Below are 13039 nucleotides of genomic sequence, written 5' to 3'. Positions count from 1 at the left end.
CAAGGCAACCGAACGAAAACAGTAGGTATCCATACGAAAATTAAAAAATGCAACCAACAGTCTGGGCAGTTAATCTAAAAAATGGATTAGCTGCTCTTTTTTGCGAAAAATGGAGGTTTTACAATGGCAGCGAAGAAGAAAATCATCAATATCAAAGTGTATTTTGACGGTGATCAGGACGCAAAAGAAGTATTTGCCGAGGTGATTGCACAGAAAATAAGAGACACGAAAGCGAAAGATAAACTTGCAATAATGAAAGATAAGCAGTATAATGATTATGAGTTCAGTAATCTGAAATCTGCGTAGGATGTGCAACGTAACGGAGGTATCAGATGAACAACAGATATATGAATCAAAACAGCAATACAGACAGAAATGCAACATGGAGAGTTGGTGTATACTGCCGACTTTCCAAAGATGACGAACTGACCGGGGAGAGTGCAAGTATCTCCAACCAGAGGGATATTCTGGTGAATTACTGCCAGTCACAAGGATGGCAGGTGGTGGATGTGTTTCAGGATGATGGTTATACAGGATTGAACACAGACCGACCGGACTTGCAGAGACTTCTCAAAGCCTGTGAAAAAGGACTGGTGAATCTTGTAATTACCAAAGATCAGAGCCGACTGGGACGAAATCACGTACAGACAGGATTCCTGATGGAAGAGTTCTTCCCTAAGCATGGAGTAAGGTACATTGCATTATATGACAATGTGGATACCTTTGACGGAGACAATGAGATTGCTCCGTTTAAGAATGTGCTGAATGAGATGTATTCCAGGGATATTTCCAAGAAAGTCCATGCGTCCTATCACCTGCAGGCAACCAAGGGCAAGTTTACAGGCGTTGTTCCTCCGCTGGGATATCAGAAAGACCCGGAGGAAAAGGGACACCTCCTGATTGACGATGAGACAGCACCGATTGTCCGGAAGATTTTCCATTGGGCGGTGGATGGTCATGGGATCAACTTCATATCCAGGGAACTGGAACGCCAGCAGATCCCATGCCCTACCTGGTGGCACAGGAAACGGGGACTTCGCACTTACTACACCAAATGGGAAAAGAAAGATCCAGAGAATGGGAAATTTGTCTGGGATGAATCTTATCTCAAGTCCCTGCTGAAGAACCCAGTGTATTGTGGCGATATGGCTTCCCAGAAGCGCTACTACCGTTTCAAAATCGGGAATCAGGGAGACAAGGCACCAGAGGATTGGATTACAGTCAGAGATACCCATGAAGCAATCATTCCGCAGGACGTATTTGAGCTGGTACAGGCGAAGATGAAAGGCAGGAAACGCCAGACAGAGCAGGGTGAATATAGTATGTTTGCCGGATTACTCCGCTGTGCAGAGTGTGGCGGTGCATTGACATTAAAGAAGACGCACACCAAAGACCAGCATGAAGTTTATACTTGTTCCACTTATATTCATAAGGGAAAAGCACACTGTACCCAGCACCGAGTGGACGCTGATGACTTGTATGATGCAGTACTTACCAGAATCCAGGAATGTGCAAAAGCAGTCACCGGAGATGGGACAGAACTGGAAAACCGGGTAAAGGAGTTATGCGAGGAAGATACACAGGGACACAGGGACAGTCTGGAGAAGCTGGTATCAAAACAGAAAGACCGCCTGGAGACATTAGACCGGTTGATTGCAAAACTGTATGACGATCTGATCAATGACAAGATTACAGAATCTGTTTTTGATAAGATGTTGGAGAAGACACAGAAAGAGCAGGCAGACATCAAAAAGGAACTTTCCCAGAACCAGAATGTGCTGAATACAGAAGAAAAACTGGATGCACAGTCACAGCAGTGGATCGAGGATATCAGCGAGTATGTGGACATTAAAGAACTGGATGCCAATCTTTTGAACCGGCTGATCAGTAAAATTATTATCTCAGAACCGCAGAAGAAAGACGGAACAGAGAATTATCGCCGCACTCCTGAAACGGTCACAATGGAAATTCATTTCAATTTAAAACCAATACCGGAGCTTGGAACCATCGAAAGAGGTTCCGGCTCCCATAAATAAGAAAATCTATCAAAATTTAATCTATTTTAATCTTTTCAAGGCTCATTTCGAGCCAATATTTTCTCATAAAAGACATAAAACAGCTGATGGCTGGTGCCGGAATCATGCTGCTGGGAACTACCCTGATTCCACAGCTGGCAACATTGTTCTCTTAAGAGGAGTGGTAGATGAACACCATCATTGAGAGAATTACGGAAGCGATAAAGGATATCCTGATCGGGCTTATCAAGTCAAGTTTGGATAACATGTTCACGTCTGTCAATGAGCAGGTGGGAACCATAGCCGGGCAGGTGGGGCAGACACCGCAGGGATGGAATGCAGGGATTTTTAATCTGATTCAGAATATATCCCAAACGGTGATTGTCCCCATTGCGGGACTGATCATCACCTTTGTCCTGTGCTATGAATTGATCACGATGGTAACACAGAAAAACAATTTCCATGAATTTGAGACTTATAACATTTTCCTCTGGATCTTCAAAGCGTATGTAGCCATTTATCTGGTGACAAATACGTTCAATATCACGATGGCGGTCTTTGATGTTGGTCAGCATGTGGTCAACAATGCCGCCGGGGTGATATCAGGAAACACTGCGGTGGATGCAACAGAAGCAATTACACGGATTGTGGATGCCCTGGAGGATATGGAGTTAGGGGATTTGTTCCTGCTATCCATGGAAACGATGTTAATCAGTGTTACCATGCACATTCTGTCAATTATCATTACGGTAATCTTGTACGGAAGAATGATAGAAATTTACCTTTATACTTCCATAGCACCAATTCCGTTTGCCACCATGACCAATAAGGAATGGGGCAATATCGGAAACAACTATTTAAAAGGCTTGTTCGCACTGGCATTTCAGGGATTCTTCATGATGGTCTGTGTGGGAATTTATGCAGTTTTAGTAAATGCAATGACCATATCCAGTGACCTTCATGCAGCAATGTTTTCAGTAGCGGCTTATACCGTGATTCTTGCATTTTCATTATTCAAGACCGGAAGCCTTAGCAAATCGATATTTAATGCCCACTAACGGGCAGGAAAGGAGCGCATACCATGGCGTATGTACCAGTACCAAAAGACCTTACCAAGGTCAAAACAAAAGTAGCGTTAAATCTGACAAAACGGCAGTTGATTTTCTTTTCACTTGCCGCAGTAGTGGGAATTCCGTTTTATCTGTTCATGAGAAAACCAATCGGTTCCAGTATCGCAGCCATCCTGATGGTAACGATCATGCTTCCATTTTTCTTCATGGCAATGTATGAAAAAGACGGGCTTCCATTTGAAAAAGTGGTGGCAAATATCATTCGACAGAAGTTTATCTGTCCGGCGGTAAGACCATATAAGACAGAAAATTTTTATCAGGAGATTTCCACCCTTGTAAAAAAGGAGGGTGTGCCGGATGGCAAAAAAGACAAAGCAGGAGGCTCAGCAGGAGCGTCTCTCCCTGGCGGAAAAAAGAAACCGTCAGGAAAGAAGAAACAAAAAAAGCAGAAAAGAAAGAGAACAGGAAAAGCGTAGGAAGAAGCAGGAACGGGATCGTAGGAAACAGAAAAACATTCCTACAACTGCACAGCAGAGCATTCCGTATATTCGGATGCTGCAGGAAGGTATCTGCCAGGTGACAAAGACCTTTTTCTCTAAGACGATTCAGTTTTATGACATCAATTATCAGCTGGCTTTAAACGAGGATAAGACCACGATATTTGAGAATTATTGTGATTTCTTAAATTACTTTGATTCTTCCATCAGTGTGCAGCTGTCCTTTATCAATCAGCAGGTGGATGTGGCAGAATTTGAGAAAAGTATTGATATTCCGGATCAGAACGATGACTTCAATGCCATTCGTGAAGAATACCGTACCATGTTGAAGAATCAGCTTTCTAAGGGAAATAATGGTCTGGTGAAGACAAAGTATATCACTTTTGGAATTGAAGCAGAGAGTCTGAAGGTAGCAAGACCGAGGCTTGAAAGAATTGAAACAGATATCTTAAATAACTTTAAGGTTTTGGGTGCACAGGCACATTCACTGAATGGTCTGGAAAGGCTGGAGATTATGTATCATGTGTTCAACCAGGATCGGATTGAACCATTTAAGTTCCAGTATAAGATGCTTCCGGAAACAGGATTAAAGACCAAAGATTTTATTGCACCGACTTCCTTTAACTTTTCCAAGAATCAGACATTTATGATGGGAAGAACGATGGGAAGTGTGAGTTATCTGCAGATTCTTGCACCGGAGCTGACAGACCGAATGCTTGCAGACTTCCTGGATGTAGATGACAGCATCAATGTCAACATTCATATCCAGTCCATTGATCAGAGTTCAGCAATCAAAATGATCAAGAGCAAGATTTCAGATTTGGATAAGATGAAGATCGAAGAGCAGAAACGAGCGGTACGTTCCGGTTATGATATGGACGTGCTTCCGTCGGACCTTGTGACTTATGGAGAAGAGGCGAAGAATCTGCTGGAAGATCTGCAGTCCAGAAATGAGCGAATGTTCCTTGTGACAGTTCTGGTAATGAATACTGCAAAGAAGCGTCAGAAGCTGGATAACAATATTTTCCAGGTGCAGGGGATCGCACAGAAATATAACTGTTCTTTAAAACAGCTGGATTATCAGCAGGAAGCAGCACTCATGTCCTGTATTCCACTTGGAGTCAATCGGATTGAAATCCAGAGAGGGCTTACCACATCTTCAACAGCGATCTTCGTGCCATTTACGACACAGGAGTTGTTTCAGGAAGGGGAAGCTCTTTATTATGGATTGAATGCATTATCCAACAACATGATCATGGTTGATCGGAAACGTCTGAAGAACCCGAATGGACTGATTCTTGGTACACCAGGTTCCGGTAAGTCCTTCTCAGCAAAGAGAGAAATTACAAACTGCTTCCTGATCACAGAAGATGATATCATCGTCTGCGATCCAGAAGCCGAATATTCGGCACTTGTGCAGGCACTGCACGGGCAGGTGGTACGGGTTTCTCCGGTATCTGACCAGTATATCAATCCAATGGATCTGAACCTGAATTATTCCGAGGAAGACAATCCACTGTCACTGAAAGCGGATTTTATTCTGTCGTTGTGTGAGCTGATTGTTGGAGGAAAGAATGGACTGGAGCCGGTAGAAAAAACTATCATTGACCGTTGTGTGCGGTTGGTTTATCAGGAATATCTTGCCGATCCCGTACCGGAGAAGATGCCAATCCTGGAGGATTTATATAATCTGTTGCGGAAACAGGAAGAGCCGGAAGCACAGCGTCTTGCAACTTCATTGGAGATTTATGTTACAGGCTCCCTGAATGTATTTAATCATCGCACAAATGTAGATATCAACAATCGTATCGTTTGTTTTGATATCAAAGAGCTTGGAAAACACCTGAAAAAGATCGGGATGTTGATTGTGCAGGACCAGGTATGGAACCGAGTGACTATCAATCGTTCCGCTCATAAATCTACCCGTTACTATGTGGATGAATTCCATCTTCTATTAAAAGAAGAGCAGACAGCAGCTTACAGTGTGGAAATTTGGAAGAGGTTCCGTAAATGGGGAGGTATTCCAACTGGTGAACTGGTTTGTTACTTGTTAGTCGCTTAAAGTGCAAACTATCGCCGTTCTGACTGAAACCGGCAAGTAAGTCAGAAGTATCAATGCGGAAAAAAACGGGAAAGGGGTAGCGACCTAATCCGAGTGGAAGGCTATTCATAATAGAATAGCCACACGCAACGCATAGAGCTTGAACCTGCATAAGCAGAATATAACAGCTCCAAGAGGCCGCATTGCCAGCCGGTACGATATAATCGTGGTAAAAAGATATGCTATGCTGAGCGTGAAATGACACGCTGATGAAAATGGGCGAAAGCCCCAGAGAGGTGGATAAAAAGCCGCCTGATAATAACAATCAGATAACACAGAATATCAAAGATTTATTGGCTTCCAGGGAAATCGAGAATATTTTTGAAAACTCTGATTTCATTTATATGCTCAACCAGGCTTCCGGAGACAGGCAGATTCTGGCAAAACAGCTGAATATCTCACCAACCCAGCTGTCCTATGTAACCAACAGTAATGAGGGTGAAGGACTTCTGTTTTATGGAAATGTCATTATCCCATTTGTAGACAGATTCCCGAAGAATTCCCTCTATAAAATCATGACAACCCGCTTGGAGGAGACTTCTGAAGCAGGTTAAAACAAAGGAGAAAACAATGTTACGAGCAATTTCATATGTATTAACTTTTAGTGGCGGTGCTGTTTTTGGCATCGCTTTTCTCTGTTTATTACAGGCAGGGAAAGGGTATCCGAAGAAGGAGGAGTAAGTAGTGGCAGAACAGAGAATGAAAGTCAGGGACAAGAAAATCCAGAAGATGACCAAGGATGGTCTGGTGGAAGAAAACCTGACAGATAAATCTTCTGTTCGTGTTAGTAACCGTGTCGGTGACGTACAGATGGGAAGAAAACAGGGGGAAAAAGAAGAAAACCTTGTGGATAAGTCTCCCCGCCAGTCTGAACGGAGTGGGAAAAATATTCGTCCCTCTGTGCAAAAATCCAGAGATGCACCGGAACTGATACGGACAGAGAAGCAAAGTGAGGATTTTGGACAGAGTAGTAAACAGCAAAATAGAAAAAGAATCCGTGCTGAAGTCGGAAAAGAATCCAGACTTGCAGAAAAATCCGAAGCCGGACAGTCAGGGAGACTGAAAGAAAAACGTGCTGATCTATCAGAAAACAGAGGAGACAGCCGGAAAAATCAGACCGGTGGCAGCAAAAAGCCAAAACAAAAACAGCGTTTGAAGTTTGCTTATGAGGAAACTGGTGCTTCTGTGAAAAATGATAAAGATATGGAGAAATTGAACCAGATGGATGCGGATGGAGTCAATTTTCGACATCAGAAACAAAAGGAAAAAGCCAAAAAGTTTTCTTATGAGGAAGCCAAAAAGAAGAAGGAAGCAAAGCAGCATTCCAAGAAGGCACAGGTCTACCAGGTAAATGATGGAGAAGCTCCTGGAAAGAAGAAATCCCGCTTGAAGTTTGGCGAAGGGGAATCTGTGAAAACAGAAAAAACTTCTGTTGTTAAGAAAGCAGGAAGTGCGACTTCCGCAGCATTGCATCGTGAGATCAGTAAAAATGAAGACAACAATGCGGCAGTGGAAGGTGCCCATAAGTTGGAAGAAGGCGGCGAAGGTATTTACCGGCTGGAACAGAGAAGTGTCAGACGCAGGAAACAGAGGGCTTCCAGAAAGAGAAGCAGACTGGAGAGACAGAAAGAGAAACAGACACAGGCTGCAGCCCGTCAGGAGCAAAAGAAACTAAAAAAACAGATTCAGAAGCAACAGATCAAACGGGATTATGCCAAAGCAAAACGAAGTGAACAGACAGTAGGAACAGCTGCAAAAGGTACGATTGATTATATCAAGAAGATTGGCGGCAAAGTTACAAACTTCTTTAAAGAAAACCGGAAGGTGTATATCAGTGTAGCAGTTCTGATCGGATTGATGTTTCTGATCATAACGAATGTCACGTCATGCTCTGCGGTGTTTTTACAAAATGTGATCACTTACACGGGAACTAGTTATCTGTCATCGGATCAGGCAATCCGGGAAGCAGAATTGTATTATACACAGCTGGAAGCTAATCTGCAGGAGCGGATCAACAACATGGAATCTGAAGAACCGGGACATGAGGAATACCGATATAACATCGGACCCATTGAGCATGATCCGTTTATCCTGATCAGTTATCTGTCAGCAAAGTATGAAGAGTTTACCTTTGAACAGGTCAAGCCGGAACTGGATGCTCTTTTTGCATTGCAGTATCAGTTAGAAACAGAAGCAGTCAATGAGACTGTGACAGAGACAGCAACTGTAAGAGTTGGAGAATCTTTGGGACAGGTAGTTACCAGTGGGTATTGTAACTGCCCAATCTGTTGTGGTATTTGGAGCGGAGGACCGACTGCCAGTGGAGCATATCCAACAGCCAATCATACCTTAGCAGTAGATGCTTCCAATCCGTTTGTTCCAATGGGAACAAAGGTGGTCATGAATGGTGTCGAATATACGGTAGAAGATACCGGAGCTTTCGCAAGATACGGTGTACAGTTTGATGTGTATTATGACAGTCATGCGGCAGCATCCGCACATGGTCATAAGACCTGGGAATGTTATCTGGCAGATGATAATGGAAGCCAGGAAGTGGAAGTGACCAGGACAAGAGATGTAGATGTGCTGAATGTTACCTTAAACAGTGGAAATCTGATGTCGATCTGTCAGGAAAGGCTGGGATTTTTCCAGAAAGAACTGTTCAGTGCCTATAACGAAACGAAAGGTAATCTACAGATGTTTGCGACACCGGTTGATTTTAACTGGTATTCCAGTGTGACAAGCTATTATGGATATCGGATTCATCCAATTTCAGGAGCAAATCAGCTTCATAATGGGATGGATATCGGAGCACCGGAAGGGACAAAAGTAATGGCAGGGCTGACCGGAACAGTTACAACTTCTGCTTATAACGACAGCTATGGAAATTACGTCATTATCAAAGACAGCAAAGGTTATGAGCTTCGCTATGCACACCTTAGCAGCCGGAGCGTATCTGCAGGAGCATCTGTTACCAAAGGAGCTGAAATTGGTCTGGTAGGAAACACCGGAAATTCGACAGGAAGCCATCTTCATATTGAACTGTTAAAAAATGGAGAACGGTTGAATCCGATCTTTTATCTGGAAACAGGAGAAGGTTCTATTTTTGGTGGCAATGAATACACCAGTGAAGCAGCACAGCGTTTGTTGAACGAAGCAGCGAGATATCTGGGAACACCGTATGTGTGGGGTGGATATTCCCCAAGTGGATTTGATTGTTCCGGATTTGTCAGTTACTGTCTGGTTCATTCCGGGGTAAGAAATACTGGAAGGCTGACAGCACAGGGACTGTACAACATTTGTACACCAGTATCCCAGTCGGAGGCACAGCCGGGAGATTTGATTTTCTTTACTGGAACTTATGACGCAGGGGAGCCGGTAACGCATATTGGAATCTATGTAGGCAATGGTCAGATGATCCATTGTGGACATCCGGTGCAGTATACGTCCATCAATTCCCCATACTGGCAGAGCCATTTCTATGGATTTGGACGATGGTAAGAAAAAAGGGCGGCTGCATCAGCCGTCCGGAAAGGAAAAGCGATGAAAAGTCTTGAAAAAGCAACGGCAGATTATGAGAAAGCCAAGGAAAAAATGGAAGCATCCAAAGCCAGATATGAAGCAGACTTAAAGCGTTTCAAGGCTGCGGAGATTGCAAAAACAGAAGCAGAGAATCTGGAAATTGTAAGAATTATCCGTGCAATGGATATGAGTATTCCGGAATTGGAAGCTTTCAAAAAGAGAATGAAAAATGAACTGCCCGGCAGGGTAGAAATACAGAAGGAGGAAACAAAAGCCGATGATGAATCTGGAAAAAATGAAACAGAAGAAGAGAACAATTACTAAAAGCAGGGTAAAAAAGAGCTTGCTTGCAGCAACGACATTTCTTTGCCTGACAACACCTTTGCTCCAGACACAGACTGCTTATGCAGATGAGAATACCACACCTGCAATCACGATTGAGAAGCCGGATGGCTGGAAACAGGGAGAAACAACCATTGCTGTTACGGTAGATGCCAGCCATATGCCGGAAGGTTTCTCAATAGCAAAGATTGAAGCAAAAGCAGGAAAAGATGGAAGCTGGCAGGATGTAACCGGAAGTGGAAGTATCACGATCACTGGAAATCAGACAGTGTATGTACGTGTGACAGATGGTGAGGGGAAGGTCTATGAGCAGAATCGCTCTATTAAGTGTTATGACACGGAAAAGCCGACACTCTCTGCTTCCCTGACAGATGGTGTGCTGACGATCCAGGGGAATGATACAGTATCCGGGATTACTGCGGTAACAGTCAATGGCACCACTTATACAGACTTGAAGGATGGAATGCTGAGAGTGCAATTGACACAGAAAGATTTTACTACAAAACAGATTGAGATTACGGTAACAGACGGTGCTGGAAATACTTCTGAAAAGTATGTGTTGCAGAATCCTTACTATGAATGGGCAAAGAAGCAGGCAGAGAAACAGAAAACTTCCAGTGACAGTAATGGTGCAATGGCAACTACGACCAGTGCAGATGCAACGGGGACTGAGAAATCAACGACTTCACCACTTCCGCAGGATGCACAGGCTTCTGAGCCAACAGATGCAAAAGGAACCGTGGATGATCGGACAGTAACAGGTATTGAGGAACAGCTTAATAAAGAAGGCGAAACAGCAGATTCTGTTACTAAAACAGCTACGGAAGGTACAAAAGAGTTTTATACCATTTCAACTAAGAGTGGTAAGATTTTCTATCTGATTATTGACAATTCAAAATCTCAGGATAATGTGTATTTTCTTACAGAAGTCAGTGAAAAAGATCTGATGAACTTTACACTTTCTGATTCGGTGACACTTCCGGAAGTAGATACGGTTTATGCGGAACCAGAGAAAAAAGCAGAGGAAGAAAAGCCGGAAACGACAGAGTCAGCCGAGAAAGATAAGGTAGAGGATGATATTCAGATGCCTGAAGATAAAAGTCCATTTGGAACGTATCTTTTGATTGCACTGGTTGCAGTCGGAGCTGCGGCAGGAGGATATTACTTCAAAGTCTATAAACCAAAGCATGAATATGATGACGAGGATGAGATGGAAGAGGATGAAGATGAATCCGAAGATTCAGAGTCAGAAAAACGGGAAGTAGACGATGCAGATGAGCAGGAAGAAAGTACAGAACCGGAAATCCTGAGAGATGAAGATTTTGACGATAATGTGCTGGAAGATGAAGAAGAGGAGCAGGAGTAAATGAAATTAGTGATTGCAGAAAAGCCATCGGTTGCGATGGCACTGGCTTCCGTGCTTGGAGCCAGAACAAGAAAAGATGGCTACGTGGAGGGAAACGGTTATATCGTTTCCTGGTGCGTAGGACATCTGGTGGGATTATGCGATGCATCGGAATACGATGAAAAATATAAAAAATGGAGATATGAGGATCTGCCGATTGTGCCGGAATGTTGGAAACACAAGATTTTGGAGGGCACAAAGAAGCAGTTCGGAATCTTAAAGAAACTGATGAGAGATTCCAAAGTAGATGAGGTGATCTGTGCTACTGATGCAGGACGTGAAGGTGAGTTAATCTTTCGTTTGGTGTATGAGCAGGCAGGATGCAAAAAGCCGATGAAGCGGCTCTGGATCTCATCTATGGAAGAACAGGCAATTAAAGATGGATTTGCGTCATTAAAAGACGGTTCGTGTTATGACAGTCTCTACCAGTCAGCACTTTGCAGGGCAAAGGCAGACTGGTTGGTTGGAATCAATGCGAGCCGTCTTTTTTCCGTTCTGTATAACCAGAATCTGAAAGTTGGAAGAGTACAGACACCAACACTTGCCATGATTGTGGATCGAAATCAGAAGATCAACGAATTTACCAAAGAAAAATATTATATGGCTCATATCAAGTTTGACGATATGGATGCGGTCACAGAGCATTTTCAGAAAAAAGAAGATGCAGATAAAGTGGCTGCAGAGTGTCAGGAGCGTATGTGCGAAGTGGAGAAGGATGATGTGAAAGAGAAAACGGTCCGCCCTCCAAAACTCTATGATCTGACCACCCTGCAGAGGGAAGCTAACAGAATGTTTGGCTATACCGCACAGCAGACATTGGATGCTGTGCAGGAGATGTATGAGCAGAAGCTTGTTACTTATCCGAGAACAGACAGCCAGTATCTGACAGATGAGATGGGAGAAAGCACAGAAACTCTGATTCAGATGTTACTTGGGAAAATGCCCTATGCCGAAGGGCTGGAATATCAGCCGGACGTGAGTAAGGTATTAAATTCAAAGAAAGTATCTGATCACCATGCAATTATCCCGACCGTGGAAGTAGCAAAGGCAGATATAGGTAAACTGAAAGAACAAAACTGCAAGATTTTGTATCTGATCAGTGCCAGGGTACTGACAGCAACCGCAGATCCTTATATTTATGAAAGCCATAAATGCCAGATTACCTGTAATTATCATACGTTTTATCTCTCAGCAAAGAAAACAAAGCAGGAAGGATTCAAGTCGATCGAAAATAAATGGAAACAGTTCTTTGGCGTAAAGAGTGAAAAAGAAGAGCCGGAGTTGGATATCTGGGAAGGCAAGCATTACGGTCCCTGTGATTCTTTTGTATCGGAGCATTTTACACAGCCTCCGAAACAGTACACAGAAGATACCCTGCTTTCTGCGATGGAACGTGCAGGGAATGAAGAGCTGACCGAAGATACAGAAAAGAAAGGACTTGGCACACCGGCAACAAGGGCAGCAATCATTGAAAAACTGATTCAGTCTGGCTTTGTGAAAAGGGAAAAGAAAAATCTGATTCCGACAGATGATGGAAATGTACTGATTACGGTTCTGCCGGATGAGATTAAATCTCCGAAGATGACAGCAGAGTGGGAAATGGCATTGAATCACATTGCCCAGAATACAGAAACAGCAGATGAATTTCTAAATGGGATTACAGAGCTGATGCAGGAACTGGTAGCCAGATATCAGGGGATTTCAGAAGAAAAGAAAGAGCAGTTTCAGGGAAAAGCAAAAGGAGAAGTCATTGGTAAATGTCCCCGTTGTGGAGCTGATGTCAGGGAAGGAAAAGTTAACTTTTACTGTTCTGACCGGAACTGTGCTTTTACCTTGTGGAAGAATGATAAATTCCTTGCAAGCCAGGGGAAAAAGATGGATAAGGCGGCAGCAAAGAAGTTCCTGTCTAAAGGAAAAATCCATTATAAGGATCTGGTATCCAGAAAAACAGGGAGACAGTATGAAGCAACTGTGGAAATGGTTGATCCCGGCGAGGGAAATGTGCAGTTCAATCTGAGTTTCCCGCAACGATAAGTAGTGTATTGCAGGCAGTCTAAGGACTGTCTGTTTTAATACAAATATATGAA

The 13039-nt window shown here is 43.3% G+C and carries 10 protein-coding genes and 2 pseudogenes; all 12 read left to right on the top strand.

Annotated elements, in window-relative coordinates; all coding sequences use genetic code 11:
• Window positions 1–123 precede the first annotated feature (123 nt).
• The 12 genes and pseudogenes from PGU50_RS00760 to PGU50_RS00705 all read left to right on the top strand — a co-directional run bounded on the left by PGU50_RS00760 (window position 124) and on the right by PGU50_RS00705 (window position 12986).
• Window positions 124–306, top strand: coding sequence for a hypothetical protein (locus tag PGU50_RS00760; protein ID WP_270245963.1), 183 nt, complete (start codon window positions 124–126; stop codon window positions 304–306).
• 26 nt (window positions 307–332) lie between these two features.
• Entirely contained in the window at window positions 333–2036 is a 1704-nt protein-coding gene (locus PGU50_RS00755; RefSeq protein ID WP_270245962.1) for a recombinase family protein, read from the top strand.
• A 23-nt stretch (window positions 2037–2059) separates the two neighbouring features.
• On the top strand, window positions 2060–2191 hold the full coding sequence (locus tag PGU50_RS17955) for a Maff2 family mobile element protein (RefSeq protein ID WP_330655738.1): 132 nt from the start codon (window positions 2060–2062) through the stop codon (window positions 2189–2191).
• A gap of 12 nt (window positions 2192–2203) precedes the next feature.
• Window positions 2204–3073: a VirB6/TrbL-like conjugal transfer protein, CD1112 family gene (locus PGU50_RS00745; protein WP_055039902.1), complete on the top strand. Its 870-nt coding sequence runs from the start codon at window positions 2204–2206 to the stop codon at window positions 3071–3073.
• Between the two features lie 23 nt (window positions 3074–3096).
• Complete coding sequence (locus PGU50_RS00740; RefSeq protein WP_008371531.1) at window positions 3097–3561, top strand: PrgI family protein; 465 nt, start codon at window positions 3097–3099, stop codon at window positions 3559–3561.
• Window positions 3443–5614: pseudogene (locus PGU50_RS00735) on the top strand (VirB4-like conjugal transfer ATPase, CD1110 family); the annotation flags it as partial. The gene PGU50_RS00740 and the pseudogene PGU50_RS00735, both read left to right, overlap by 119 nt.
• A 338-nt stretch (window positions 5615–5952) precedes the next feature.
• Window positions 5953–6237, top strand: a pseudogene (locus tag PGU50_RS00730) (hypothetical protein); the annotation flags it as partial.
• A 16-nt stretch (window positions 6238–6253) separates the two neighbouring features.
• Window positions 6254–6364, top strand: coding sequence for a hypothetical protein (locus tag PGU50_RS00725; protein ID WP_008688066.1), 111 nt, complete (start codon window positions 6254–6256; stop codon window positions 6362–6364).
• An 18-nt stretch (window positions 6365–6382) separates the two neighbouring features.
• Complete coding sequence (locus tag PGU50_RS00720; protein WP_270245989.1) at window positions 6383–9184, top strand: CD1108 family mobile element protein; 2802 nt, start codon at window positions 6383–6385, stop codon at window positions 9182–9184.
• A gap of 42 nt (window positions 9185–9226) precedes the next feature.
• Window positions 9227–9529, top strand: a complete 303-nt coding sequence (locus PGU50_RS00715) for a DUF4315 family protein (RefSeq protein ID WP_008688068.1) — start codon at window positions 9227–9229, stop codon at window positions 9527–9529.
• On the top strand, window positions 9483–10913 hold the full coding sequence (locus tag PGU50_RS00710; RefSeq protein ID WP_330672423.1) for a CD1107 family mobile element protein: 1431 nt from the start codon (window positions 9483–9485) through the stop codon (window positions 10911–10913). Before PGU50_RS00715 ends, PGU50_RS00710 begins: the two co-directional genes overlap by 47 nt.
• Window positions 10914–12986 (top strand): DNA topoisomerase 3, encoded by a 2073-nt coding sequence (locus PGU50_RS00705; RefSeq protein WP_270245960.1) that lies wholly within the window; start codon window positions 10914–10916, stop codon window positions 12984–12986.
• The last annotated feature ends 53 nt before the right edge of the window (window positions 12987–13039 follow it).

The organism is Coprococcus sp. AM11-30B, from assembly GCF_027674365.1.
GTDB lineage: Bacteria > Bacillota > Clostridia > Lachnospirales > Lachnospiraceae > Allocoprococcus > Allocoprococcus comes.
This window is presented reverse-complemented; position numbering and strand designations above follow the sequence as displayed.

What these genes read in the sequence shown, in the direction of transcription:
- PGU50_RS00760 (WP_270245963.1), top strand. Translation starts at nt 124, where the DNA reads ATGGCAGCGAAGAAGAAAATCATCAATATCAAAGTGTATTTTGACGGT.
- PGU50_RS00755 (WP_270245962.1), top strand. Translation starts at nt 333, where the DNA reads ATGAACAACAGATATATGAATCAAAACAGCAATACAGACAGAAATGCA.
- PGU50_RS00745 (WP_055039902.1), top strand. Translation starts at nt 2,204, where the DNA reads ATGAACACCATCATTGAGAGAATTACGGAAGCGATAAAGGATATCCTG.
- PGU50_RS00740 (WP_008371531.1), top strand. Translation starts at nt 3,097, where the DNA reads ATGGCGTATGTACCAGTACCAAAAGACCTTACCAAGGTCAAAACAAAA.
- PGU50_RS00725 (WP_008688066.1), top strand. Translation starts at nt 6,254, where the DNA reads ATGTTACGAGCAATTTCATATGTATTAACTTTTAGTGGCGGTGCTGTT.
- PGU50_RS00720 (WP_270245989.1), top strand. Translation starts at nt 6,383, where the DNA reads ATGAAAGTCAGGGACAAGAAAATCCAGAAGATGACCAAGGATGGTCTG.
- PGU50_RS00715 (WP_008688068.1), top strand. Translation starts at nt 9,227, where the DNA reads ATGAAAAGTCTTGAAAAAGCAACGGCAGATTATGAGAAAGCCAAGGAA.
- PGU50_RS00710 (WP_330672423.1), top strand. Translation starts at nt 9,483, where the DNA reads ATGATGAATCTGGAAAAAATGAAACAGAAGAAGAGAACAATTACTAAA.
- PGU50_RS00705 (WP_270245960.1), top strand. Translation starts at nt 10,914, where the DNA reads ATGAAATTAGTGATTGCAGAAAAGCCATCGGTTGCGATGGCACTGGCT.